The organism is Sulfurimonas lithotrophica, from assembly GCF_009258225.1.
GTDB classification, from domain to species: Bacteria; Campylobacterota; Campylobacteria; order Campylobacterales; family Sulfurimonadaceae; genus Sulfurimonas; species Sulfurimonas lithotrophica.
This window is the reverse complement of sequence record NZ_CP043617.1, coordinates 1,482,778-1,507,875: the sequence shown is the minus strand read 5'-3', so window position 1 is coordinate 1,507,875 and position 25,098 is coordinate 1,482,778. Positions and strand designations below refer to the sequence as shown.

The window sequence follows — 25,098 nt, the reverse complement described above, 5'->3', positions numbered from 1 at the left end:
ACTAAAGAACTTTTTGTTTTAAAACACTCATAGTATCATCCGTATATACAGAATCTATAACTCTTTTTGAGATTTCACTAGCAGAGTGTTTAGTATTGTCATATACAACTATGATTACTTCATCTTGCGGTTTTAAAAATGTAGTCTCTCCATACTTAGTGTAACGTGTAGCACCTATGGATATTATGGCTTTAGATGGTTGTTCACACTCTGATATGTAAGAGATTAAGTCCTCTAAAGGTCCAAAATCCTCTTGCGTACTTATTTGGTTTACCATCCAGTCTGTTAGTTTTGTGTAAAAGTAGCTGTAACCGTTAAGCTCAACATCTTCTCCATATGCATGAACTTCATTTCCTCGACGTAAAAATGAAGCTATTGAAAACTTATCCATTATTCCGCCCTTTGAAAATGAATCTATTTCAAAAAGAGTGTTAGATAAACCTTTGGAAGATTCTCCCCAGTTCTTTTTATCGCTGATTTTTGAAGCACCTTTTACACGGATAGAACAGTCGTTATATGCCCCAAAATGAGTCGGTTTTATAGCTACAAGTTTCTCACCCGTATATTCCAACTCACAAACAAGTCCGACCTCTGGTTCGGCTTGAACGTTTACATCTTCATCAGGCAGTTTTATGTAGTCTGCATCCAGCGGATAAGTATTTAATATATCTTTTGCGGCAGCTACGGGTTTTGGTAGATAAAAAGGAAACATCCCTTTGGGTGCTGCTTCATCTTCTGTGATAACATCTTTAAAATCCTCAGCTTCGCCCGCTTGGTCTAGATGCAAGGCGAAGTTGCCCGCTATGCCTAAACCTATATAGTTTTTGTATTTTGCCATTATTTATTCTTTATATTTTAGTCTTTTTTGAAATTATAGCTAAACTAAATTATTTCCCATTCTTCTATATCGCCATCTATTTTAACAAAAAGAGGGTGTAATTTGATTTCATTTATTGAACTTATTTCTTCGTATCTTTTTGGATCTCGAACTTTTAACTTTTTTAGCAGATGATTAAATTCATATTTTATTTGACCGCTTGTAACTTCTATGTTGTTACATTTTTTATTATGTATAATTTTATCTCTTTTAAAACTATATCCTCTTTTATCTGCTTCATCAACTACAAAGTGAAGATAAGCGGAAATAGCTAATTTAGGATTGTCCGTATTTTTAAAACGCAATAGCTGAGGATGATTTTTATATCCTTTTGTTTTGCCAAGCAGTACATTTTGAGCAAGCAGTCCTTCTCTCCAAAGTGCCACTAAACCTTTTGAATCCAAGTATGATAAATCTATTGACCATAGTCTCATTATTTAACCTATTAAACCTATTTTTACACATCTCTCATGGTTTTTAAATATAGCCATCGCCGTATTCATTTTATAGTATCCGAGTTTTGAGTAAAACTCTTCTTTGCCCGGACTTGCAAATAAAATGATTTTATTGTGATGTTTTGATTGTTCTGTGAGTTTGTTAACTATATCTTTACCGATGCCTTTACCTTGAAAATCAGGATGTATAGCTACATCGCAAATATATGAACAATCAATTCCGTCAGCCAAAGCTCTACCGACACCGATAAGCTGATTGTCTTTATATACAAAGTGTTTATACATACTGTTTGAAAATGCCATTTTTAAATCATTTGGTTTTTTATCTCCAAGGGGTGCTATTTTGTACAAGTGTGACAACTCATTCCAATCAACACTATCAATATTATCTATCCATTTTAAGTTCAATTTATTCCTTATTAAACATCGGTTTTGAGTTTTCTTCCGCCTGATATTTCGAATTTGTTGCTTGTACTATATCTATATTCATTATTTCACTTATGTATGATATTAAGATCTTCATTCGCAGATGGCGGCTCAAAAAATTTAGTAACATGGTTAAATACATCTTCATTGTCAAACTGTGCACGATCTGGTTGCTCGGTTCTGCGTTTTGCTATTTGAGACAAACACTTCTCATTGCTTACATCAAGATAGATAAGCTCATGTTCGCATGAAATTTCAGTGCATAATTGCTTGAACCAATCTCTTTGTTTTAAAGTATTTGCTGGGAAATCCATAACAACATTAGTGCCGGTATTTATAATCTGTTGCACATGAGATTTTATAAAAGGTTTTATAAGGGTAGAGAACTTTATATAATCATCAAAAGAGTTAATCTGGTTTGGATAGTGAGCTGAGAGCCAATCATCTTCGGATAAAAGCACTGCGTTTTTTTCTATTGATAAAATCTTTGAATTAGTAGATTTTCCGGCTCCCATTTTTCCGCAGAAAAAAGTAAGAGTTCCTTTTTTGTTCATAAGTTATCCTGTTTTATACTTGAGTTCATTTATATACTAATATTGCGAATACAATGCCTAAAACTAAACACAATGGTGAGAAATATTTTGTATCATATTTTGCAAATTCAGTATTTTTGATTTTTTTGAAAAATCCAACAACATTAAATTCACCTATAGCTCTTAATGTAAAAATAGCAGATAAAAACAATCCACCGTAAAAATAAAAGTTTACATTAGTTTTAATAGTAAAATCATAAAACTGCAATCCATATGCTATGTGTGAAAAAAATATCAAAATAACTCCAACTAAAAATGTTAAGCTTTTGCTAGGTTTTAGTAATAGTTTTCCGTCTTGGCTTGGCAGTGCCTTGTCTAAACCAACTTTACCTCCAAAAGCCCAGTAAAAATGAAATAGTCCCATAATGATTAATGTTAAAATAGTGATAATGGTTATAAAGTCCATTTTATTCCTTATGTTATTAGCTCCCCTGATTTGTTATGTACCATCAATTAATTTCCAAATAAAACTTCATAATATATTTATTATTTTTAAGCCATGATGTTGCATCCACCATATCTGTATTATCTGCTGCCACACTACCTTTTAAATCATTGTATTGAACTGATGCTTGAAATGTTTCGATTGTTGACCTTTTATTTTATATGCTAACGTTTGACTTCACCGACAGATTATCTGTTCGGTGCAAGGTTTTGTTATGTGTGTTTTTTAGACACCAATTTCATCATATCGTTATATAAATTCTTTGAAGCTTCAAAGCCTGATGTTCCATAGTTATCTTTATTAATAGAACCATCTAATTCTTTAATTGGTTCAAGTTCATTAAAAAAGAACTCATATGACAAATCGCCTTTTATAAGACCATCGACGGCAACTTCTTTAAACAATTTAATCATTGCATTGTAACCAGTTGTTTTATTAAGTAAAGAATTTTCATTTAACCAATCCTGATTCAATAAAACTTTTAAAGCATTAAAATAGTTATATAGTATTTTATAAATAGAGTTGAAATCTTTCTTTTTATAAAATTCCCAAAATAGATACCGTTCCGCGTTATATTGAAAATTACTAAATATAGGAAATATATTTTCTAGTTTCATTAATTCATTTCTAATTTTATAGTAGTCTTTTTCTGGGTATGTTAGTTCCAATAAAGGTTTGACAAAAGCAGATAATGAAATAATACCTTTTGTTTTAGAGGTTAATATTTTAATACCTTTATACCAAGGTGAAGAGTCATCATAATTAAAAGACTGAGCAATTTCAATCATCATTTTTTTAGGTGTATATACATTGCTATTTAATTCTAAATTTAAGTTTAATGATGGATCAACCTTTGTTTGTTCGGAATTAATTGTAGAAAATATATTTGCTTGTTGATCAATATCTAAGTCAATAAATATTGTTACAATTAATTCAAAGTTTGAAACAGTATTATCCCTAAAACCTTCTAACCTATGTTGTCCATCGATTATAGTAAAACTACTATCATTAATATCTAACTCAAGCTCCTTGTTTGTTTTTTGCATAACGTAATTTGAAGATGTATTGACAATAATAGAATTAGGGAAAGTAGCATCTATTGAAGATAAATAGCTTTTTATTTGTTGTACTTTATCTTTTTTTAGCTCTCTTTGTATACCTAATATTTCATCATCTTCTTCAATTCGTCTTCTATCTACCACAGACATTGATAATAAATCTTTAGGATTTATTTTTGTAATATAAAGCTCTCCGATTGGTTGTTTGATTTTTAAAACTTTTAATGTAATTGTACTCATAGTTTAATCTCCGTTCCGCCAATAGTTGTTGATTTAATTGTTTTTGCTTTATTTGCTCTAAGTTTACTTATTGCTTCTACTTCATCATATTTACTTATTAACCCTAATAAAATTGAACATCCAAATAAAATCATGGCACTTATTTCATATACATCATAAGCAAAAATATTGGTTTTGCTTTCAATTTGCACAATTGATATTGAAAACAAGGTAATAGTTATTACATAAATTATAACTGCTAACGTAAATATTGTTTTACGTTTTTTTTCTGATAAATATAACAATAAAAAAACTGATGTTAAAAAACCTGCATTTGTTACAAGGATAATGTTAATAATATTTAAGTCTAATCCAAAATTTTTTCTCATCCCCCATATTATTGCTATATTTATAATAGAAATTAAATATGAGGAAATAAACCATATTAATGTTTCTCTCAATGTTGCAGGTATATTAAAAATAAACCCTTGCAGTTTTTCTATATATTCTTCTTTAATCATACTATAACCTTTATTTTTGCTTTTATTCTTTCGTCACATAACTATTTATTAGAAGTACATTATATATAAGTAAGCTATAAAATCACTTAATATATTATCGTTTTAAGTGTAATACTATTAAGTTGTGTTAAATAACATGCTAAGGCAAAGTTATATAAAAGTATGATAAATTGCAATGTTTTTTTAATATTATTGAAAGATTTTTGTATCGTTTTTATGTGTAACTATTAAGGTATATCCGTAATATCTTATCAATTTGTAAAGATTTCAAGCAAAAATCTTAATAGTTTAGCAAAATGTTAAATATATCAGGAGTAGGTTATGGCAGAAAAAAGACTCACTGATAGTGAGCCTATCATTTCGATGGAAGAGATGGTAAAACTTACAGTTTACCATCAGCCTTAGCTTCGGCAAACTCTTCATATGTACCTTTAAAGTCTATGATAGTACCGTCTTCTTGTATCTCTAAGATACGTGTAGCATAAGCATCCAGTAACTCACGGTCATGAGATACACAGATTACATTACCTTTAAACTCATGCAGAGCTTCACCAAGTGCAACGATAGCCTCAAGGTCAAGGTGGTTTGACGGTTCATCCAGTACTAAGAAGTTTCCGCCTTCTAGCATCATCTTACTTAGCATCATACGGTGTTTTTCTCCACCTGAGATAGATACAACAGATTTTTCTTGCTGTTCACCGTTAAAAAGCATACGACCAAGACAGTTTCTTATCTCAGCTATGTCACGCTTAGGATCGAACGCACGTAACCAGTCGTAAAGCGTACCGTCGCCTTCTATTATGTCGGCCGTATCTTGCGGGAAGTATGAAGGCTCGATTGTAGCACCCCATTTAACTTCACCGCTACTTGGTTTCATCTCTTCCATTATGATTTTAAGTAAAGTTGTTTTACCGACACCGTTTCCACCGATAAGTGCAACCTTTTCATCAGGTTCAAATTTTAAAGTGATGTCGTTAAGAACTTGCTCGTCACCATATGAATGCGATATATTGTGAATCTCTAAAGCTTCATCACCCATTACACGCTGAGCTTTGAAAACTATTGACGGGTCACGGCGAGATGATGGTTTGATATCGTCAATAACAAGTTTATCAAGTTGTTTTTGACGTGACGTAGCTTGTTTTGCTTTAGATGCATTAGCGCTGAATCTTCTAACAAAGGCTTCAAGTTGTTCTTTCTCTTTTTGTTTTTTCGCATTGTCAAGCTCTTGTTGTTTTGCGATAACGTTTGCAGCGATATACCAGTCATCATAGTTACCTGTGAATTCACGGATTTTTTGATAATCAACATCTAAGATATGAGTAACAACTGAGTTTAGGAAGTGTCTATCGTGAGAGATAACTACCATAGTTCCTTCATGGCGTTGCAGTTCATCTTCAAGCCAGCTTATTGTTTGAATGTCAAGGTTATTTGTAGGCTCATCTAAAAATAATACATCAGGTTTTGGAAAAAGTACCTGAGCAAGTAAAACTTTAAATTTATCAGCAGAGTCGAGTGAACTCATAAGGTTGTAGTGATCTTCTACGGGGATACCGACGTTTTCTAAGATTTTACCTATATTTACTTCATATTCGTAAGTAGGATCTTCTTCAACACAGATAACTTCAAGCTCAGCCAGACGGTTGTTTACGGCATCGTCTTCAAAGTTACCGTTAGTGTATAGGTCTTCTTTTTCTTTAACTGCATCGTAGAGTCTTTTGTTACCGAAAAGTACGGCATCCATAATAGTGTAGTCTTCAAATGCAAATTGATTTTGACCAAGAACTCCGACTTTGTTGGCTTTTGGTATGATTACCTCGCCTTCAAACTCTTCATCTTGACCGGATAGGATTTTTAAAAATGTAGTTTTTCCGGCACCGTTGGCACCGATAAGACCGTAACGTTTATGACGGTCTAATTTAAGGTTGATTTCTTGAAACAAAACCCTGTTTCCAAAGCGTTTTGTTAAGTTTTGAACTGTTACCATGCATCTCTCTCTTAAGGTATAAATTTCTTGTTATATTTCGCGAATTATACCTAAGAGTTGTTTAAACCTTGGTTACTTTAATTTTGAGTGTGGTTTATCCCAAAATTCTTCATCCGGATGACCTTGATATACGGCTTTTTTATATTTTTCATGCGTACGTTCAATCTCTGCACGTATTAAGTTCACAACAGCAGTTTGTGCACGTAAAGGCTCAGGAAGTACACAGTATTCACCCTCTGTAAGTTCGTCGTTAAAGTGTTCTTCATCAAAGCTCTTACCAAGATATGTTGCGATGTATTTTGCATCTCTTTCTGCATTTCCAAGACATGATGTAGCACCCGGCGATGGCGTCATGTTAAATATCAGACCCTCTCCCGTATAGATAGAAGCTTCACCGAGCATTAGTTTTTGCTCATCTTTGTTTAATACCTGTGGACGTACACCGCCAAAGCCGTCTGCATATTCAAATTCATCCATTTTCAGTCCGGGTACTACTTTTCTTGCAGCTCGTAAAAACAGATATTTGTTCAGTATAGGTACTTCGTATAAAAAGTTTGTAAAAAGATAATTGCGTATATCACTCTCTTTTAGAAGTTTCCAAAGAGCTTTGACTATATTCATATCAAATCTTAGAGTTTTCCAAAAGTCCATATATGTACCAGGCTTGTAACGCTCCAACTTTGGAAGAACAAGTGCCGTAGGACCAAAACGTGTATTTCCATCAGCTAAGATATCAGGGTCGCCGTGAAGTGCTGCAAATGGCAGTTTTGGGTTTTGAATCATATAGACTTTACCGTTTAGAAGTTTCTTTTGTGTCATATAAAAGCTACCTGCAACTGGTAAACAGCCGAGGTTGTGACCAAAGCCCATACGATGTGCTAAAAACAGTGAATGAGCACCCGCATCCGTAGCCACAAAGTCCGCATAAAAGTTTCCGTTTGGTGTTTTTACAACATATCCGCGTTTAGATGAACGCTCAATATCCTTAACTTCCGTATTTAAGAACAAATCAACCGTTACACCTTCCTCTTTTTTAGCACGCTCTATAAAATCAACAGAGAGTTTTTTAAAATCAACTGTAGTCCACTGACCTTGTGTCCCGACTCCTACTATATGTTCAGCTCTTTCATTACCGTTTTCATCGTAAACTACACGAGGTTCAAGTTCTTTTAGTTTTTCTTTATCCCAAACTTCCAGATAAGGAAAAAGTTTATTAAACTCTTCAAATCTATGAAGCAAAAATTCCACCTCTTTTTCACCTACACCGAGTGCCATTTTTTGATGTGAAAATATCACTTCGTTTTGGAGTTGGTTATTTAAACAGTATCTCTCTATCATTTTGGATGTACGCTTTGTAATAGAAGCCTTTTCAAGTGTATAGTTCGTCTCTATATCTCCAGCATGAATAGTTTGTGAATTACTAGTTCCGTTTGAGTTGAGAGTTGAGACATCTTCGTATTTCTCGATTATAGCTATCGACTTTATATCTGTATATCTAGCAAGTGTGTAGGCTAGGGCAGTTCCTGTTATTCCCGCTCCGACAATTATCACTTCATAGTTTTTAGTTGTTGACATTAGACTACCTATATTTTATATTGTTACAATTATAACAAAAGTTTTTGTTTTATTAGGGTGAAAAATAGTGTAAAATACGCTTATGCAAATAAGAGAATTAGATTTAAAAGAACTGCCTGAAGCGTATGAGGTTTTGTCTCAACTTAGAATTGGTCTTGAATATGAAGAGTTTGAAGATTTAGTATATGAGATGCGTCATAAAGATTACAAGATGATTGGAGTTTTCGAAGGAATTGAACTTGTAACCTATGCGGGTGTATTTATACAAACAAACCTTTATCATAAACGTCATCTTTTTGTGGATGATTTAGTTACATATGATTCGTTTCGTTCTCGCGGATACGGAGATGCAATGATTGATTATTTAGTAAATTATGCCAAAGTCGCTATGTGTGAAAATATTGTTTTATCTTCAGGTTTGCAAAGGGTAGATGCACATAGATTTTATGAAAAAATGGGATTTGAGAAAAAAAGTTATATGTTTATAAAAGAGGTATAAACCAGACTATTCTATACTCTCTTTTGGCTCTCCAAAGTAGTATCCTTGTGCATAATCGACACCGAGTTCTAAAGTTTTTTCATATACTTCTTTAGAATATACAAATTCGGCAATTGTTTGTATCCCCATTTTTTTGGCAAATTCAACTATAGTTTGCGTAATCATCATAGAGTTTTTATCTACATCTATATTTTTAATCATAGAACCGTCTATTTTTATATAATCAACTTGAAGTTTCATAAGATACTCAAAGTTTGAATACCCTGTTCCAAAGTCGTCTATAGATACTTTTGCATTAAAGCTTTTTATATCGTTGATGAACTTAAACACTTCATCAAAGTTTTCAATACCTTCTGACTCTATAATTTCAAATACTATATTGCTGTTAATTTTACACTTGCCGAGTTTATCCATTATATATTCATATATATCTTCATTTAGTATATCTTCAACAGATATATTGATGGAGACTTGTTTATCCGTTTCTTTAAATGCTTCAAATGTTTTATTTATCATTATCTTTGTAAGTTTGGGATACATCTTGTTTTTCTTTGCCAGTTCTAAAAAATGTATAGGTGCTATAAGAGTTCCGTCTTCGTTTTTGATTCTCATCAGTGATTCATACTTTATGATTTCCTTAGTTTTACAATCAACTATAGGTTGAAATACAGGTATGATTCGGTCTTCTTCTATAGCCTGTTTTAGGTGTTTGTTCCATAAAAAGTTTTTCTCGTACTCTTTAGACATAGCCATAGAATCATCATATACAAGATAGTTCTTTCTTGTTTTTTTAGCAACCATTAGTGCGGTATCTGCATTTGCTAAAAGTAAGTCTGTACCGTAGGATAAACCTATGGTAACACTTAGGTTCACTTCACTCTTTGAACTTATGGTAAAACTTTTTTTAGTAATTCTTTCACTAATTAATGCTGCATAGTTTATAAACTCTTTTATATCTACGTCTGCTGCACACAGATAAGCAAATTCATCAGCATGAAGCCTATATATATAATCTTTATTCGGTGTGATTTGTTGTAAATATTTTGAAAACTCTATTAGTAATTCGTCACCTGCTTCATCACCGTAGAGATCGTTTATTTCTTGAAAGGAATCTATATTTATAATCATTAATGCTAAATTGTTTTTACGTTCAAGTTCTTCTATAAGACTTCGTCTGTTTTTAAGGTTTGTAAGAGAATCGTTATAAAACTGATGCTCAATTGAATCAAGCATCGAGTTAAATACACCCTTAATAGAATCCATCTCTTCAATTTTGTCATTTACCTCTATTCGCTGTTTCATATCTTGTGAGTTTGTAATCTCTTTTATAACATTTGAGAAATCTTTTATAGGTTGAATAATATATTTGTCAAGGTTTAAAAAGATTGCCAAAAATATTATAAGTGAAAAAACAGTGATGAAAACAATAAAAAAGTTAATAATAAAGCTTAGAGAAATTTTTAACTCTCTAATCGGGTAAGATATATTGATTACTCCAAGAGTATCATTTACTTTAACGTTTGTATGGCATCTCAAACAGTCGTTTTTAGCTTTAACGGGATAAAAATAGTTAATACTTGAATTGTCGTATATGTTTAATGTTTCTGCACCTAAGATTGCCTTTTTTACTTCAGGTAGGTTTTCCCTTGTATATTTGTCTTTTTCAATCTCTCCATAAAGTTCAGAAACAAGGGAACTTCTATAGACATTTATTTTCATGCTTTTATCAACACCGTTAAGTCTTGTGATGATTTCGTTTATATCGTCTCTGGTCCATCCTTTTTGCATCGCTGTATATAAAGTTTCAAAAACAAGACCGCTTGTTTTTTTTGCATCTAAGTGAGCTATTTCGGATATAGCTTCTCTTTTCATGTATTCAGCATATGAATAAGATAGTATTAGAGTGATAAAGAGTGTTACAAATATTATTTTAGCTGTTATTTTTGTAAAAGTCGTATTTCTTTTCAATGTCTATAAAACCTTAATATTTTAAAAAATTATATTATGTTACTATAATAATCTTAAGCGAAATTTGAAAATATTATAAAAATTGTAAATTATTAATTTTTCTTTAGATTATTTATATTTATGACAGTTACATCATCATCAAAGTTATACGCAGAAGCTTTGTCTAAAGACTCTTGAATGTTTAATGTATTGCTTATCATATTTTCCGGAGAACAATCTTTTAGTTCTTCATTTTGATGTTCTACTATACCGTCACTGTATAAGACAATGTTTTCCCAGCTTTTTACTTCTATAGAGTCACAATTTGGGACATCTGAAAAATTCATAAACGGAGTATTGTTAGACTTTATTTTTATAATTTCTTTTGGTGTCTTAATCAAAAACGGATACATTCCGCCTGCTGAATAGGTTATGGTTTTTTTATCGGGGCTAATCATTAACATAATATATGAAAGTTGTTCATCTTCTGCCAAAAAGTCTTTTGCACTTGGGTATAAGCGACTTATAAGTTCATCCATAGACGACATCTTATATATAAACTGATTTAGCATCGAAGATATGGCAAAAACGGTCAGAGCGGGGGATATACCGTGACCTTGACCATCAACAAGATAAACAAATGTCGAACCGTTGTCCATTTTGTATATAGAATAAAAATCCCCGCTAAGTATATCTGAAGCCAGATGCAGTACATTGTATTCATCTTTATCCAAATCATTTACAATACCCGCTTCTAATTTACTTTTTGCAAGTAGTTCCTGTTGTGTTTTATAGCTGTTAATCTCATCAATTTTATGGTAAAGACTCATAAGTTCGGTAAGGTCATGGCGAATTGATATATATTCTATTATTTCATTTGATTCATTAAAGATAGGGAATACGGAAGCTTTAAAAGTAAATTTTGTACCATTTTTATTTAAGTTGGTTATGATTCCGTGCCAAACTTTTTTGGAACTTATTGTTCTCCACATATTGTTAAAAACTGTTGAAGACATATCCGGATCACGTACTATGCTGTGAGGTTTACCGATAAGCTCTTCGCGGCTATATCCTGAAACATTCACGAATTTATCGTTTACATATGTAATGATTCCGCGTGTATCTGTTTTTGATACGACATTGGTTTCGTCAACCATATTTTGATACTGTTTTAAAAGAGACAACTCTTTTTTGGAAATACTGCTTTTGCTATTCATATAAATCCTTAGGCTGATATTTTAGCATATAAAAGTCATATCTTAATGTTATAATTCATATATGAAAACAAAATCATTATATATATCTTCACAAGAAAAAAATGCCGGCACGCTATTTATAACAATGGGTATGATGGAAATACTTAAAAGAAACATACCAAAAGTAGCCTTTTTTAGACCGATTATATTTAAAGATAATCTAAAAGACGGTGATATTAGTTTTATAAAGGAGCGATATTCGCTGGATATAGATTATAGTGAATGTTACGGATACGATATAGAGTTTGTTGAGCAGATGATATCTCAAAATAAAACAAATGAACTTATAAATTTGCTTATAAAAAAGTTTAAAAAACTAGAAAAAGATTATGATTTTGTTCTATGCGAAGGGATTCGACACTCATTTTTGACAAGTACGATAAACTTTGATATCAACATACTTATAGCACAAAATTTTGGCTCACCCGTGTTAAATATACTTAGTGCAAAAGATAAAAGCGTACATGATATATATGAATATATTTTGATTGAAAATGAAAACTTAAAACAAGCAGGTTGTACACATTTTGCCACTTTTGTAAATAGACTCGATGAAAAGCAGTTAGATAATCTAAGTGAAAAAACAAAAAACATAGATGATATTTATCTTTTGCCTGAAGTTGAAGAGTTGACATACCTTAGTATAGCCGACGTTATAGACGGTTTGGATGCCGAAGTTATAATGATGGATGAACTTGATTATTCAAGGGCTATAAAAGCACCAAAGGTAGTAGCACTCTCTTTGGATAATTTTTTGGGTCGTATAGAAGAAGGCGAGTTAATTATAGTCCCTGCCGATAGAAGTGAGATAATACTTGGCATCTTAGGTGCTGTTTATTCTAAAAACTATCCAAATATAGCCGGAATCATATTTCCTTTTGAACTTGATATGCATCCGAATATAAAAAAACTTATAGATGGGCTTGATGATATCAACATACCTCTTCTTTCGGTCACTACAGATACATATACTACGGCAAATAATATCTCAAAACTAAATGCAAGACTAAGAGTAAACTCTAAACGAAAGATAGCCTTGGCACTCGGGATGTTTAACAACAATGTTGATATTCAAAAGATTGAGAAAAGAATTCAAAGTGCTCAAAATGATGTAATGACACCTATGATGTTTGAGTACAAACTCTTTAACATAGCTTCAAACAATAAAAAAACAATAGTACTCCCTGAATCCAATGATGATAGAATCTTACGTGCTGCGGACATTATTTTAAAGCGTGATGTTGCAAATATTATACTACTTGGAAATGAAGAAGAAATAAAAGACAGATACGGAAAGTTAGGTCTGAATTTAGATAAATCTACCATTATAGATCCAGATAAATCAGAACTTATGGATAAATTTATAGATAGCTTTTACGAGATGAGAAAAGATAAAGGTCTTCTTCGTGAAGGTGCAGCAGATGCAATGGCTCACGTAAACTACTTTGCGACTATGATGGTGCATCTGGGATATGCCGACGGTATGGTTAGCGGAGCATCACATTCTACGGGAGATACTATTCGTCCAGCTTTGCAGATTATTAAAACTACATCTGATGTATCTTTGGTCTCATCAGTATTTTTTATGTGTCTTAAGACCAAAGTCTTAGTGTATGGAGATTGTGCGGTAAATCAAGACCCTGATGCAAAAGAGTTAGCCGAAATCGCACTCTCGTCCGCAAAAACTGCTCATGCCTTTGGAGTAGAGCCTAAAGTAGCTCTTCTTTCATACTCAACAGGTGATAGCGGAAGCGGTGCAGATGTAGATAAAGTAAAAGAGGCTACAAAACTTGTAAAAGAGATGTGCAGTGATTATGAGTTTGAAGGCCCTATACAGTACGATGCCGCAATAAACAAAGACGTTGCAGCTAAAAAACTGCCAAACTCAAAGGTAGCAGGAGAAGCAAATGTACTTATTTTTCCTGATTTAAATACCGGAAACAACACATACAAAGCAGTTCAACGCTCCTCAGATGCAGTAGCAATCGGACCGATACTACAGGGTTTAAATAAACCAATAAACGACTTAAGTCGAGGTTGTCTTGTAGAAGATATAGTAAACACGGTTGCAATTACGGCAATCCAGGCAGGACAAAAAGATGAAACTAGCCGTAATTAACTCTGGAAGTTCCTCACTTAAGTTCAAACTCTTTGATATGAAAGACGAGAGTGTTATATTTAAACTAAATCTTGAAGAGATTACTAGCCATTCAGATGCACTGGATGAGGTTATTAAACAACTCGACAGCATGGGTATAAATTTTCATGATTTGGATGCTGTTGGACACAGGGTTGTTCACGGTGGAGAGAAGTTTAAAAAAGCTACATTGGTTACAAATGAAGTTATAAAAGATATAGACAGTTTAAGCCTTTTAGCACCTCTGCATAATCCCGCAAATCTTCAAGGTATTATATCTGTAAAAAAGATAGCACCAGAGTTAAAACAATATGCCGTTTTTGATACGGCATTTCACTCTACAATGGCTAAAGAGGCTTTTTTATATGCACTCCCTTATGAGATGTATGAAAAGTATGGAATCAGGCGTTACGGTTTTCACGGAACTAGCCATTTTTACATAGCTAAAGAGACAGCTAAAAGATTAAATAAACCGCTAAGTGAGTTAAATATAATCTCTATGCATCTCGGTAACGGTGAGAGCATCTGTGCAATCGAGAATGGAAAAAGTATAGATACCTCGATGGGTTTTACACCTTTGGAAGGTTTGATAATGGGTACACGAAGCGGAGATATTGATCCTGCTATTGTTCTTTACTTGCAAAGGACGCTTGGATATGACGTCGGTGAGATGGACACTATACTAAATAAAAAATCAGGTCTAAAAGGTATTTGCGGAAAAAGTGATGTAAGAAGCATCATCGCATCAGACGATGAAAAGTCAAAACTGGCGTTAGATATGATGGTAAGAAGAGTTAGAAAATACATAGGTGCATATATGTCACTTATGGATAGACTAGATGCAGTGGTTTTTACGGGTGGAATAGGGGAACATTCTTCTTACATAAGAGATAGAATTATGAAAAATATGGATATAAAAAATATGTTTGTAATAGATACCGATGAGGAGTTGGAGATAGCTAGACAGATTATTTAATAGTATGTGTTATAATACTATCAAAAGTATTATTAAAAGGATTGTATTATGACTATTATGGCAAATGATCTTAAAACTCGTGGTGTGACAATACTAGATGAAGCGCTAAAGTTAGATAATGAAGCAATTATAAGTGTACGTGGTAAATCTAAATATGTTGTGATGGATCTTGAACATTATAACTATCTTAGAGAGTGTGAACTTGAAGCCGCACTGATTGAGACACGTAAAGAGATTGAAGAAGGAAAAGCAAAAACTATGACTGCTGATGAGCATATCAAGGCACTTCATAATGACCTATAAGCTAATCTTTACAGAGCAATATGAAAAACGTTTACGAAAGTTTATAAAGAAACATCCAGAGGTGCTTTCTCAGTATGAGAAAACTATTAAACTTTTAGAGGTAAATCCTCATCATCCTTCTTTGAGATTGCACAAGCTGTCCGGAAAACTTTCAGATCTTCATTCTGTTTCAATTAATATCAGTTATAGAATAACACTTGAACTAATCTTCACAAAAAAAGAAATCATTCCAGTGGAGATAGGTTCTCATGATGAAGTATACTAACAATTAGTACGCTTTCTTGAACTTAACAAACATTTATGTGTAAGTTATTTTTGTTTTTTTAGGTTATTCTGTATATAATGTGTTTGAATAAATAGTTATGTATAAAATAAAAAAGGAATATTTAAATATGCTAGAAGATAAACTAAATGAAATAAAACAAGATATTGAAAATTATGATGAAATAAACCCTTATGTATTAGATATTGAAGTCATTGAAAACCAATCTGGGCAAATTATGAATTTAATTAAAGATATTGAAGATTTTTCATATCAATTAAAAAATAAATATTATAGTTTTAAGTTTACAGAACCAATATATATCCAAAAAGTTATTTTTAAAACAGAAGATGATGTAAATTTAAAAGATTTAGAAATTGTAGCTATAGATTATAAAAACAATAGTTCTACAATAACCTTTACAAATAAAGAGCATAAAGTTTGGTTACCTAAAAAAGTACTCAATGAATTTAAAATCAAAGCACCAAAAAGACTAATAAATAAAATAAAACTTACTCATATTGAGATAGTTGGATTTAAGCTTAACGACTTAGAATCAATTAAAGATAAAGTAAAAGAACTAGAAAATTCTAAATTATCTTTACAAACTTTGTCAGATGATATAGAAAATAAAAATAGAGAGCTAGAAGACAAGTTAATTGAAAAAAATGAACTTATTAATACTAAAAAAGAGACTATAGATTCATTAAACAATGACATAAGTACATTAGAAGATGAAATATCTACTTTAACAGATTCTAAAACTTCCTTAGAAAATGATACAAATCAACTTACAGTTAAAAAAGAATCGTTAACTACAGAAAATACAAATCTCGAAAATAATATCCAACAGCTAAATGAAACATCAAATCAACTAAATTTAAAAATATCCAATCAAAATGATGAATTGAAAAAATTAACAGAAGATACAAATATATTTGCAACAGAGATGAAAGAATATATTGAGCAAGGGAATAAAGACATTTTGTTATATACAAAACTATCAATAATACCTTGGGTTACAATTGCTTTAGTATCTTTAATTGTATTTTTTGGTGCTTCTGATTTGACAACTGTATTTGAGACGAAAGAAAATATTGAAATATCATCAGTATTCTGGAGTAGAGTTCCATTCGTAATTATAGTCTTATCCATTCTATTTGTTTCTTATGAAATTTCAAAAATATTTATTAAAAATATCATTCATATACATAAGCAAAAAAGAATATTTACAAAAATTGGAATTATTGCTAAAGATGTTGCTGAAAAATCAATTATTGGATTAGAGCTTGATGAAAAAGACAAATTTGACTTGAGAACAAAACTTAAAATGGATTTGCTGAAAAGCCATTTAAAAAATGAAATAGGCGAAGACTACGAATATAAAGTTAAAACATCTTTACTAGAATATTTGCCTGATTTTAAAAAGAAAAAAACTGAAGCGACTGAAGATACATAACAAAACATTGGAGAGAAATATTTGACCATGCGGCTCAAATATTTCTCAACTCAAATGTTAAATTTCTAAACCTCTTATATTTGGAACAAAAATTATTGTACTCCAAAAGTCCAAAATAAAGTTTCTCAAAACTTTTAAGGACTCTCTTTCATAAAGTTCAAGTCATAAAACTTTCGCATCCAGATATCAAGTGGACTTAAAAACTTGTATATAGCAGGGACTATGAGAAGTGTTAAAAGCATAGACGATATAAGTCCGCCTACTACTGCCGTCGCCATTGGAGAGTTGGACTCGTATCCTGCACCTTTCATAAACACAAGCGGAAGCATCGCAAAAACCATTGCAAACGTCGTCATCAAAATAGGGCGAAGTCTTTTCTCACCTGCTAAAACAAGAGCTTCCGTTACGCTTAGTCCCTTTTTAAGTTGCTGGTTTGCAAAGTCAACTAAAAGTACGGCATTTTTACCGACCATACCCATAAGTAGTATAATCCCCATCATTGTAAAAAGGTTAAAGTTTTTACCTGCCAATATAAGAGCTAAAAGCACCCCTATAAAAGATAATGGAAGAGCCACCATGATGATTAAAGGTTGAAGTAACGATTCATAAAGTGCAGCTAGTATTATAAACATCATCAAAAAGGCAAGACCAAAAGCCAAACTAAAGTCTTTTCCCATTTTTCCCATCTCTTCAGCCATACCCAAAAAGCTGTATTTTATATTATCGCCTAAATCTTTTTCTATCCCTTTTAGTGCAGTTGATACTGCTTCTCCAAGCGGTACGCCTGCAAGGTTTGCCTCGATGCTTATTTGGCGTTGTCTGTTGTAGTGGTTGATTGAAGCAGGTCCTGTTGAGTTTTCAAAGTTTACCAAACCTTCAAGTGCTACAAAGTCACCGTTTGCGGTTTTTACTTCAAGACGTTTTAAATCTTCAACACTTTTTCTATACTCATCCGAAAAACGCATAGTGATGTCATACTGTTTTCCGTTTTCTTCAAACTGGCTTACTGCACGTTCACTTGATAGTATAGTAGATATTATTGAACTTATCTCTTGAACCGAAACACCTAAGTTCGCAGCATCTTCACGCTTTATCTCAACAGAGAGTTCAGGTTTTCCGGTCTCATAGTTGTCTGCTATTTCAACTATACCTTTATTTTTACCCATTCTCTCTTGAATCTTTTTAGCAACTACTTGAAGTTCGTCTAAATCACTCCCTTGTAAGACCATAACAAAAGGTGCATTTGCTCCTGCACCTTTGATGTTAGGTATATCTGCAACTGCAATTCTCTCAAAACCTTTAAAGTCTTTTAGTGATTCCCTTAGTGTTTGAATAATTTGTTCTTGAGTAGTTGTTCTTTTTGATACATCCATAAGCTTTACATATATTTGTGCTTTATGTGCATCTTGAGTGTTGTTATATGCTACGGTTAATGCCGTATATTCTACATAGGGGTTTTCTTTTATCTTTTGTGCGATAGCTTCACTACGACGACCCATCTCTTCCAAACTCACGCCTATAGGAGCTTTAAGCGTTACTTCTATTTCACTTTTGTCTTCTTTTGGAACAAAGTCCATACCTATCATTCCAACCATAGAAAAACTTCCTATAAGAGTTAAAAAAGCGAGTAAAATAGTAGTTTTTGCATACTTGATAGTAAGTCCTACAATCTTTACATAACTCTTGTCTATAGCTACGAAAATAGGCTCGGTCATATGATAAAATTTTGATTCACCTTTTTTTAAAACCCTTGCACTAAGAGTCGGTATAAGCATTACGGCAACAAAGTAAGATATAAAAATACCGATAGCTACGGTAAATGCAAAGGCGTTGAAAAACTGCCCTACAATGGAGCTCATCATACTTACGGGGATAAAAACGGATAAAAGCATAGCAGAGATTGCAAGGATTGAAAAAGCAATCTCACGTGTGCCTTCAATTGAAGCCTCTACTTTATTTAATCCTTTTTCCATCTTTTTATAAATATTTTCAATTACAACTATCGCATCATCTATAAATATACCGATAGCAAGTGTCAGACCGAGCATACTTACCTTGTTTAAGTCGTATCCAAACAGATCCATAAGAAAAAAAGTACCTATGATTGAAGTCGGTATTGCCACGGCAGATACTAAAGTAGCCGTAAAGTTTCTTAAAAAGAAAAACACGATTATAATAGCCAATATACCGCCGTATATAAGGTCAAATAAAACATGTTCAAGTGAACTGTTTATAAAGTTCGATGTATCGTTAAAATATTGCAGTTTATAATCACTGCCTATTCTTTTCTCAATATCCGGAATTACACCTTTGATTCTGTTAATAACGTTTAGGGTATTTGCATCTGAGAGTTTTTGGATTTGTAAAATAACACCTCTTTCACCGTTTAGTGTAGATATGCTTTTTGCATCTTCGATTCCGTCTTTTATTTTTGCAATATCTTTTAGTTTAACACCTTGAAGAATTTCAAAGTTTTCTAAAGATTCTATACTCATGGCATTTGCACGTATGTTTACTATAGTCTGCTCTTTTTCAGCTACAAGTTTTCCGCCGCTTATCTTTACGTTTGAAGCTTGGATAAGTTTTTCCAAATCAAGTGTAGTGATGCCATACTTTCTTAGTGCAAAAGGGTCCGGATAGATGCGAATCTCTCTATCTTGATAACCTATGGTTTTTATATTACCGACACCTTTTAAACGCTCTATCATCGGCTTTATTTTTTCATCTACATCTATCATAAGTTGACTTGGCTTAACACTAGAAGATGCAATAAAAAGCGAAAGAACAGGTGCTGCACCGATATCAAGTTTGCTCACTATCGGTTTTTCTATGGCAGAATCCAAGCTAAGAGCCGATATTTTATCCCTTACATCATTTGCAGCTTCTGTAATATCAACTTCAATATCAAAAATCAAAGTAACTACGGATACATCTTCACTACTTACGGAACTCATCTTATCAAGCCCCGAAATAGATGAAACTGCCTCTTCTATTTTTTCTGTTACTTTAGACTCTATAGTGGCAGGATCTGCTCCATAGTAGTTTGTTTGTACCGTAATGATTGGAAAATCAACTTTTGGAAACAGCACCGTATTCATCTTACTAAAACTCATAAAACCAAAAAAGATTAAAGAGAGAAAAAGCATCAGTGTTGTTATTGGACGCTCAATTGCAAACTTATACATTAATCAACCTTTAAATAACCGTGACCAAACATACCGACTTTTAAATCACTCGCTGTAGCTTCTAAAGTAATTGAGCGTTTTTGCGGATTTATAGATGGATATATTTTTGATATCTTTGCCTCTTTTTTAGCATCTGAGTTATCTAAAGTGTATTTAAAGGTCTGACCGATTTTAATTTTATTGAGATATTTTTCATCAACCGATATTTTTAGAAGTTGTTTTTTTGGAGTGATAAGTGTAAACAATGTCTCCATTTTAGCCGAACTTACACCTGCACCGAGTTCTATCTCTTTTGAGCTGATAACACCGTCATATGGAGCTCTTAAATATGTTTTTTCAAGTATTGCTGTTTTGTATGCCAGATTAGCTTTAGCTTCGGCCAATTCTATTTGTGAACGTTCATATTTTGAAATATAGTTATCAAATTGTTCTTCATCTATAACATCTTTTATCTGCTCAAATCTCTCATATGCTTTTTTTGCGTACTTCAAGTTTAGTGTTGCCAGTTCTATTTTTTTCTTCTCAAGCAATATAGATGTTTTTAAATCCTCATTATCCAACTCTAAAAGAAGTTGGTCTTTTTTTACATAATCACCTACATCCACCAGTATCTTTTTTACTATACCGCTTGATGATAATGTGAGTTTAGATTCTTTATCAGCTTGGACATTAAAAGTAGCATAGATATCCTCCGCAAATATAGACGAAGTTAAAATCAATGTCGTTATTAGTATTTTTATCATTTTATATAATCCTTAATATCAAATCCTGCATTGTAGTAATACTTTGCATATGAAATTTGCAGTGCACCGAGTGCACGGTTGTATTGAGCCTCAGCTTCTATCTTGTTGCTTAGTGCATCTAGGTAGTTTACATAGTCAACTACACGGGCTTTATACTTCTTATGTACAATCTTATAAGTCCTGTTTGAAGCATCTTGTGACAACTCGGATGCATAGAGAAGCTTTTTTGCTTTCTCTATTGCACGAAGTGCTAACTTTATGTTTTCTTTTACTTCTTTTTTCTTATAGATAAGTTCAGAAAAAAGTGCATTTTGCTCAGATAATACAAGCTCTTTTTGTTTTGAGGCAGTACCGAAGTCAAAAAGTCGCATTGAAAGATTTAATGTAACTACATTTTGAGATTCAATCCTTTCAACATTTGGAATTCCAAGTTTTTTGAGTCCGTCATCTCCGTATTTGTAATAAGAATATTTATCACTTAAAATCAAAGTAGGGTAGTTTGTACTCTCAAGTTGCTCAGCTTTATAGCCTATAGATTCCACTTGTGCCTGCATCGATTTTATGGAGTCTAACTCTTTTGCTTCAACATCTTTTGGCTCTATAATGTTTTGTTGTTTTAGTTCTCTAATTTCTGTATTTGTTAGAGTATGAAGTTTGGATGCATACTCGTCATATGCATATTTTTTAAGCTCAATCTGATAGTCGGTATTTGCTATGGCTGCTTCAATTCTTGCTACATTATCTTCGGTTGTCAGTTTCGCTTTAAAAAATCTTTGTTGTTGATGCAGCTGTTCTTGGAGTTGTATTTTTGAGTGTTTTAGTGAAGTTATGTCAGCTTTGATAATCTGCATATTAAAATATATTGATGCTACTTCTAAAGAGATATCTTTTTTTATCTGTTGTAAATCATGTTTGCTTGCTATATTTAACTTTTCTTTTTCCTCTAAAAGATTTTCACGTTTAAAACCATCTATTAAAACGGCAGTGACTTCGGCATATGCACTGTATATCTGCCCCGCACCCAATGAGTCTGCAGGTGATGTAAACTGTTCGATTGCACCGATGTCAACTCTTGGAAGATAAGAAGATTTTGTAGCTTCGTAAGCTTTGCCTGTCGAGTCTAATTTATATTTATAAACTTCTACAAGGTCGTTTTTTTGAGCTTGTTCTATCAACTCAAGCAGGCTTGATGCAAAGATTTGAGTGCTAAATATTAATAAAAATAGTAATTTAATCACTTGCACCCCTTTAGTATGCTCATAAATGCACAAAAAACTTCCTCATCTTTACCTTCAAGTGATTCTAAATCATCTTCCGCCCATCTAATTAAATAAGCATTGCTAAGAGAATTTAAGATATATACAAGTTGATAAGAGTCTATATCAATCTTTTTAAGCTCATCTATAGGCTTAATATAAAATTCATATATTTTATAAAGCATATCTTTATGCAAAATTTGATGAGACTCAAAAAAGAAAGGGTTGTTTAATATGCCGCTTGTTAATGAAGTTCTTTTTCTGGATATAATATCAAGCTTGATTTTAATAGCACTTTTTATCTTATCTTCATTTGAAATATCCTGTGCAAAAAGTATTTTATGAGCTTCATATGCTTTTTCCATTTCAGATAATACACATGCACTGTAAAGCTCTTCTTTTGACTTAAAATATGAGTAAATCGTACCTACGCTAATACCGATTTTTTTTGCTAAATCTGAAATCTTTAGCTCTTCATATCCACACTCCTCAAACATAATAAGTGCTTCGTCTAAAATCATTTTACGTTTCATATTTTTTATTTTATCATTCATTTGAGACATAAATTCTCCTATTAATTATATGAAATTGTAATACTTTAAATATAAAAATGAACTTAATTCAATTTTATGAACTTAATTCATTAAGTTCATCAAAGAAGATTTAATTGATATTTTAAAATATTTTAATAAAGAAAAAAATTGAAGTTGAAATTGAGGTTTAATACCTTGTATGCAAAAAGATACAAGGTATTAATGAAGTTATACTGCTGTTACGTTTTCAGCTTGAGGACCTTTTTGTCCTTCGCCTAGTTCAAAAGTCACGGCTTGACCGTCTTTTAGTGTAACACGTCCACCGTTTGGGTTATTTACTTGACGAAAATGTACAAATACATCTTTTCCACCGTCTTTTTGTTCTATAAAACCATAACCTTTTTCATCATTGAACCACTTTACCGTTCCATCTAATAGCTCTGCCATTAATTACCCTTAAATAAAAATACGAATCAATCTAAAAAATAGACTAACTCTATTTCTATCTATCATCTTGTAGGAAAGTATAGCTAAACTTTTAAGAAATTTAACAATTAAATTAAAAATTTTATATAAATTTGTGAAAAATGACGATATTGTATTTAAAGTAGAGGAGTTTCTACACATCAAGGAGGATTGAGTAATGAATATTTCATCTAATTTAAATGCTAACTCGTTAGCAAATACTAAAAAATCAAATCCAATAAAACCGCTTTATACACAAAAACTTACAAAAGATGAGGTCAAAGAGATAAAAGAACAGATTGTTCAAAATTCTAATGCTTTTACTTTTAACTCTACAAATATACAAGTCGTTATTTTTCAAACAAAAGACGATTTTTTATCAGATTATGAAGAGTTTCAAAACTTTTTGAGTGAGATAGGCTATAGTGGAAAACCAATAGCCGAACTATCTCAGGATGAGGCAGCCGAACTTGTAAGTGAAGACGGTTTTTTTGGGATTAAACAGACATCTGAACGTATAGCAAACTTTGTTATTAACGGTGCTAACGGAGATGAAAAACTTTTACGTGCAGGACGTGAGGGTATGCTTGAAGGTTTTAAACAAGCTGAGCAAATGTGGGGCGGTGAGTTACCTGAAATTTCTCAAAAAACTATGAAAGCTGCTACGGAAATGGTTGATAAAGCTATGACAGATTTAGGTTTTTCGATAATAGATGAGAGTGTTTAAGCAGAAATATCTAACTTTATAGAAGAATCTTTTTCCTCTTTATCTTCATTTGTCTGAGTTTGTTCTTCGTAAGTTTCTTTTGCTTTTTCCTGTTGGGCTTCAACCATCATAGCCCTTGCTCCGGATGCCACAGACATATCTTGTGCACTTGGGTTTGCAGGTGCAAGTGCTGCGGCTATAACTTGTTGGGCATTTGCTATAACTTCTTGTGGTGTTGAACCACCTGGCATTGAAATAGATACTTCTCCGCCTATGGCATACATTTTTCCATCGGGTCCACGTTGATATGAATAGCTTGCTCCGCCTGTCATACCACCGCCTGCAGCCTGATGTGCCGCTTCGTGAGCTCTTACTTCTGTATCTCTTGCTTGAAGTTCGTAAACAACTTGTTTCTCATCGGCACTTAATTCGTTTTCATTTTGAGCTTTTTTTGAATCACTAGATTTATCTTCTGTATTTTGCTCTTTTTGATTTTGGTAATAATCATATGTCGAATAATCGAACGTACCTTGAGATATTTGCATAATAAATATTATACATCTGAGTATTTTAAATGTAACTTTAAGAATATTTTTAATATTTTTGCTATTATTTCAAAATTAATAATTTAGGAATTTATTTATGATTACTTATGAATTAAAAGAAGAGTATATAGAACTTTATAAATTGATAAAAATTTTAGATTTGGTTGACAGCGGTGGGCAGGCAAAATTGATTATATCCGAAGGGAATGTTATAAGAAACGGTGAGGTTGAAACAAGAAAAAGAGCCAAAATAGAGAGTGGCGACACATTGCAAATAGCAGATGTAATTATAGAAGTTATATAATTAGGCGCTTTTTTTAAATCCACTGAAAAATTTTCTTATTCTTAAAACTCCAAATCTCATTCCGCTGTATCTCATGATTTTTGCCAACAGTTTCCATTGTGGTTTATCATAACAAGGTTGAGGGCACTTTCTACAGCTTGGTTTTTCATCGTGCGGGCACTCTTGAAGTTTAAGGTACGAGTATTTTAACGTCTCTTCACATTTTGGACATAACTCGTAATGTATTTCCTCTTTAAGGTCGCGTGACTTGTAATTAAGTCTTATGAAACTAGTATTTTTCTCAGTCTTAAAATGTTCATTATCACAATAACATTGAATAAATTTAAGAACAGTTTGTGAATCATGTATAAATTTTTCTTCTGTCAT

Annotated in this window: 26 protein-coding genes; 8 read left to right on the top strand and 18 right to left on the bottom strand. The window is 32.3% G+C overall.

The window, feature by feature from the left end; all coding sequences use genetic code 11:
• Position 1: 1 nt before the first annotated feature.
• The 9 genes from FJR48_RS07555 to FJR48_RS07515 form a co-directional block, all read right to left on the bottom strand.
• Entirely contained in the window at positions 2-838 is an 837-nt protein-coding gene (locus FJR48_RS07555; protein WP_152307544.1) for a DUF5718 family protein, read from the bottom strand.
• Between the two features lie 44 nt (positions 839-882).
• Positions 883-1,311, bottom strand: coding sequence for a pyrimidine dimer DNA glycosylase/endonuclease V (locus FJR48_RS07550; RefSeq protein ID WP_152307543.1), 429 nt, complete (start codon positions 1,309-1,311; stop codon positions 883-885).
• A gap of 3 nt (positions 1,312-1,314) precedes the next feature.
• Complete coding sequence (locus FJR48_RS07545) at positions 1,315-1,740, bottom strand: GNAT family N-acetyltransferase (RefSeq protein ID WP_152307542.1); 426 nt, start codon at positions 1,738-1,740, stop codon at positions 1,315-1,317.
• Between the two features lie 86 nt (positions 1,741-1,826).
• Positions 1,827-2,312: a P-loop nucleotide/nucleoside kinase family protein gene (locus tag FJR48_RS07540; RefSeq protein WP_152307541.1), complete on the bottom strand. Its 486-nt coding sequence runs from the start codon at positions 2,310-2,312 to the stop codon at positions 1,827-1,829.
• 25 nt (positions 2,313-2,337) lie between these two features.
• Positions 2,338-2,757 carry a DUF3995 domain-containing protein gene (locus tag FJR48_RS07535; protein WP_152307540.1) on the bottom strand — a complete coding sequence of 140 codons (420 nt, stop codon included), beginning with the start codon at positions 2,755-2,757 and terminating at the stop codon, positions 2,338-2,340.
• A 251-nt stretch (positions 2,758-3,008) separates the two neighbouring features.
• Positions 3,009-4,094 (bottom strand): DGQHR domain-containing protein, encoded by a 1,086-nt coding sequence (locus tag FJR48_RS07530; RefSeq protein ID WP_152307539.1) that lies wholly within the window; start codon positions 4,092-4,094, stop codon positions 3,009-3,011.
• Entirely contained in the window at positions 4,091-4,594 is a 504-nt protein-coding gene (locus tag FJR48_RS07525; protein ID WP_152307538.1) for a hypothetical protein, read from the bottom strand. Before FJR48_RS07525 ends, FJR48_RS07530 begins: the two co-directional genes overlap by 4 nt.
• 382 nt (positions 4,595-4,976) lie before the next feature.
• Positions 4,977-6,581, bottom strand: a complete 1,605-nt coding sequence (locus tag FJR48_RS07520) for an ABC-F family ATP-binding cassette domain-containing protein (RefSeq protein ID WP_152307537.1) — start codon at positions 6,579-6,581, stop codon at positions 4,977-4,979.
• Between the two features lie 72 nt (positions 6,582-6,653).
• Positions 6,654-8,156, bottom strand: coding sequence for an FAD-dependent oxidoreductase (locus tag FJR48_RS07515; RefSeq protein ID WP_152307536.1), 1,503 nt, complete (start codon positions 8,154-8,156; stop codon positions 6,654-6,656).
• Between the two features lie 82 nt (positions 8,157-8,238).
• On the opposite strand from FJR48_RS07515, the gene FJR48_RS07510 reads away from it, so the two are divergent.
• On the top strand, positions 8,239-8,655 hold the full coding sequence (locus tag FJR48_RS07510; protein ID WP_152307535.1) for a GNAT family N-acetyltransferase: 417 nt from the start codon (positions 8,239-8,241) through the stop codon (positions 8,653-8,655).
• A 6-nt stretch (positions 8,656-8,661) separates the two neighbouring features.
• Here FJR48_RS07510 and FJR48_RS07505 read toward each other — a convergent pair whose 3' ends face one another.
• Complete coding sequence (locus FJR48_RS07505; RefSeq protein ID WP_241856034.1) at positions 8,662-10,623, bottom strand: bifunctional diguanylate cyclase/phosphodiesterase; 1,962 nt, start codon at positions 10,621-10,623, stop codon at positions 8,662-8,664.
• Positions 10,624-10,715: 92 nt separating this feature from the next.
• Positions 10,716-11,819 carry a SpoIIE family protein phosphatase gene (locus tag FJR48_RS07500; protein ID WP_152307534.1) on the bottom strand — a complete coding sequence of 368 codons (1,104 nt, stop codon included), beginning with the start codon at positions 11,817-11,819 and terminating at the stop codon, positions 10,716-10,718.
• Positions 11,820-11,880: 61 nt separating this feature from the next.
• Between FJR48_RS07500 and pta the strand changes: the two genes are divergently transcribed.
• The 5 genes from pta (at position 11,881) to FJR48_RS07475 (ending at position 16,995) form a co-directional block, all read left to right on the top strand.
• On the top strand, positions 11,881-13,977 hold the full coding sequence (pta, locus tag FJR48_RS07495) for a phosphate acetyltransferase (protein ID WP_152307533.1): 2,097 nt from the start codon (positions 11,881-11,883) through the stop codon (positions 13,975-13,977).
• Positions 13,958-14,971, top strand: coding sequence for an acetate/propionate family kinase (locus tag FJR48_RS07490; protein ID WP_152307532.1), 1,014 nt, complete (start codon positions 13,958-13,960; stop codon positions 14,969-14,971). The genes pta and FJR48_RS07490 overlap by 20 nt, the downstream gene beginning before the upstream one ends.
• A 48-nt stretch (positions 14,972-15,019) precedes the next feature.
• On the top strand, positions 15,020-15,274 hold the full coding sequence (locus FJR48_RS07485; RefSeq protein ID WP_223176119.1) for a prevent-host-death protein: 255 nt from the start codon (positions 15,020-15,022) through the stop codon (positions 15,272-15,274).
• A complete protein-coding gene (locus FJR48_RS07480; RefSeq protein WP_347402051.1) occupies positions 15,240-15,539 on the top strand; it encodes a type II toxin-antitoxin system RelE/ParE family toxin in 300 nt (99 codons plus the stop codon). The genes FJR48_RS07485 and FJR48_RS07480 overlap by 35 nt, the downstream gene beginning before the upstream one ends.
• 127 nt (positions 15,540-15,666) lie before the next feature.
• On the top strand, positions 15,667-16,995 hold the full coding sequence (locus tag FJR48_RS07475; RefSeq protein ID WP_152307529.1) for a coiled-coil domain-containing protein: 1,329 nt from the start codon (positions 15,667-15,669) through the stop codon (positions 16,993-16,995).
• 134 nt (positions 16,996-17,129) lie between these two features.
• Here the strand turns inward: FJR48_RS07475 and FJR48_RS07470 are convergent, their stop codons facing one another.
• The 5 genes from FJR48_RS07470 to FJR48_RS07450 form a co-directional block, all read right to left on the bottom strand.
• Positions 17,130-20,180: an efflux RND transporter permease subunit gene (locus tag FJR48_RS07470; RefSeq protein ID WP_152307528.1), complete on the bottom strand. Its 3,051-nt coding sequence runs from the start codon at positions 20,178-20,180 to the stop codon at positions 17,130-17,132.
• Complete coding sequence (locus FJR48_RS07465; protein WP_152307527.1) at positions 20,180-20,923, bottom strand: efflux RND transporter periplasmic adaptor subunit; 744 nt, start codon at positions 20,921-20,923, stop codon at positions 20,180-20,182. The genes FJR48_RS07470 and FJR48_RS07465 overlap by 1 nt, the downstream gene beginning before the upstream one ends.
• On the bottom strand, positions 20,920-22,161 hold the full coding sequence (locus FJR48_RS07460) for a TolC family protein (protein ID WP_188108561.1): 1,242 nt from the start codon (positions 22,159-22,161) through the stop codon (positions 20,920-20,922). The genes FJR48_RS07465 and FJR48_RS07460 overlap by 4 nt, the downstream gene beginning before the upstream one ends.
• Positions 22,158-22,742 carry a TetR/AcrR family transcriptional regulator gene (locus tag FJR48_RS07455; protein ID WP_152307525.1) on the bottom strand — a complete coding sequence of 195 codons (585 nt, stop codon included), beginning with the start codon at positions 22,740-22,742 and terminating at the stop codon, positions 22,158-22,160. Before FJR48_RS07455 ends, FJR48_RS07460 begins: the two co-directional genes overlap by 4 nt.
• 198 nt (positions 22,743-22,940) lie before the next feature.
• A complete protein-coding gene (locus tag FJR48_RS07450; protein ID WP_152307524.1) occupies positions 22,941-23,159 on the bottom strand; it encodes a cold-shock protein in 219 nt (72 codons plus the stop codon).
• 196 nt (positions 23,160-23,355) lie between these two features.
• Here FJR48_RS07450 and FJR48_RS07445 point away from each other — a divergent pair, with 196 nt between their 5' ends.
• Positions 23,356-23,904: a hypothetical protein gene (locus FJR48_RS07445; RefSeq protein WP_152307523.1), complete on the top strand. Its 549-nt coding sequence runs from the start codon at positions 23,356-23,358 to the stop codon at positions 23,902-23,904.
• Here FJR48_RS07445 and FJR48_RS07440 read toward each other — a convergent pair.
• Positions 23,901-24,428 carry a putative metalloprotease CJM1_0395 family protein gene (locus tag FJR48_RS07440; RefSeq protein ID WP_152307522.1) on the bottom strand — a complete coding sequence of 176 codons (528 nt, stop codon included), beginning with the start codon at positions 24,426-24,428 and terminating at the stop codon, positions 23,901-23,903. The genes FJR48_RS07445 and FJR48_RS07440 overlap by 4 nt on opposite strands.
• A 97-nt stretch (positions 24,429-24,525) precedes the next feature.
• Between FJR48_RS07440 and FJR48_RS07435 the strand changes: the two genes are divergently transcribed.
• The gene (locus FJR48_RS07435; protein WP_241856033.1) at positions 24,526-24,732 is read left to right on the top strand and encodes an RNA-binding S4 domain-containing protein; all 207 of its coding nucleotides are present in this window, start codon (positions 24,526-24,528) and stop codon (positions 24,730-24,732) included.
• Here the strand turns inward: FJR48_RS07435 and FJR48_RS07430 are convergent, their stop codons facing one another.
• Positions 24,733-25,098 carry a nitrous oxide-stimulated promoter family protein gene (locus FJR48_RS07430; RefSeq protein ID WP_152307521.1) on the bottom strand — a complete coding sequence of 122 codons (366 nt, stop codon included), beginning with the start codon at positions 25,096-25,098 and terminating at the stop codon, positions 24,733-24,735.

Coding starts and splice junctions, on each gene's coding strand:
- FJR48_RS07555 (WP_152307544.1), bottom strand. CDS start 838: ATGGCAAAATACAAAAACTATATAGGTTTAGGCATAGCGGGCAACTTC.
- FJR48_RS07550 (WP_152307543.1), bottom strand. CDS start 1,311: ATGAGACTATGGTCAATAGATTTATCATACTTGGATTCAAAAGGTTTA.
- FJR48_RS07540 (WP_152307541.1), bottom strand. CDS start 2,312: ATGAACAAAAAAGGAACTCTTACTTTTTTCTGCGGAAAAATGGGAGCC.
- FJR48_RS07535 (WP_152307540.1), bottom strand. CDS start 2,757: ATGGACTTTATAACCATTATCACTATTTTAACATTAATCATTATGGGA.
- FJR48_RS07530 (WP_152307539.1), bottom strand. CDS start 4,094: ATGAGTACAATTACATTAAAAGTTTTAAAAATCAAACAACCAATCGGA.
- FJR48_RS07525 (WP_152307538.1), bottom strand. CDS start 4,594: ATGATTAAAGAAGAATATATAGAAAAACTGCAAGGGTTTATTTTTAAT.
- FJR48_RS07520 (WP_152307537.1), bottom strand. CDS start 6,581: ATGGTAACAGTTCAAAACTTAACAAAACGCTTTGGAAACAGGGTTTTG.
- FJR48_RS07515 (WP_152307536.1), bottom strand. CDS start 8,156: ATGTCAACAACTAAAAACTATGAAGTGATAATTGTCGGAGCGGGAATA.
- FJR48_RS07510 (WP_152307535.1), top strand. CDS start 8,239: ATGCAAATAAGAGAATTAGATTTAAAAGAACTGCCTGAAGCGTATGAG.
- FJR48_RS07500 (WP_152307534.1), bottom strand. CDS start 11,819: ATGAATAGCAAAAGCAGTATTTCCAAAAAAGAGTTGTCTCTTTTAAAA.
- pta (WP_152307533.1), top strand. CDS start 11,881: ATGAAAACAAAATCATTATATATATCTTCACAAGAAAAAAATGCCGGC.
- FJR48_RS07490 (WP_152307532.1), top strand. CDS start 13,958: ATGAAACTAGCCGTAATTAACTCTGGAAGTTCCTCACTTAAGTTCAAA.
- FJR48_RS07485 (WP_223176119.1), top strand. CDS start 15,020: ATGACTATTATGGCAAATGATCTTAAAACTCGTGGTGTGACAATACTA.
- FJR48_RS07480 (WP_347402051.1), top strand. CDS start 15,240: ATGAGCATATCAAGGCACTTCATAATGACCTATAAGCTAATCTTTACA.
- FJR48_RS07475 (WP_152307529.1), top strand. CDS start 15,667: ATGCTAGAAGATAAACTAAATGAAATAAAACAAGATATTGAAAATTAT.
- FJR48_RS07470 (WP_152307528.1), bottom strand. CDS start 20,180: ATGTATAAGTTTGCAATTGAGCGTCCAATAACAACACTGATGCTTTTT.
- FJR48_RS07465 (WP_152307527.1), bottom strand. CDS start 20,923: ATGATAAAAATACTAATAACGACATTGATTTTAACTTCGTCTATATTT.
- FJR48_RS07455 (WP_152307525.1), bottom strand. CDS start 22,742: ATGTCTCAAATGAATGATAAAATAAAAAATATGAAACGTAAAATGATT.
- FJR48_RS07450 (WP_152307524.1), bottom strand. CDS start 23,159: ATGGCAGAGCTATTAGATGGAACGGTAAAGTGGTTCAATGATGAAAAA.
- FJR48_RS07445 (WP_152307523.1), top strand. CDS start 23,356: ATGAATATTTCATCTAATTTAAATGCTAACTCGTTAGCAAATACTAAA.
- FJR48_RS07440 (WP_152307522.1), bottom strand. CDS start 24,428: ATGCAAATATCTCAAGGTACGTTCGATTATTCGACATATGATTATTAC.
- FJR48_RS07435 (WP_241856033.1), top strand. CDS start 24,526: ATGATTACTTATGAATTAAAAGAAGAGTATATAGAACTTTATAAATTG.
- FJR48_RS07430 (WP_152307521.1), bottom strand. CDS start 25,098: ATGACAGAAGAAAAATTTATACATGATTCACAAACTGTTCTTAAATTT.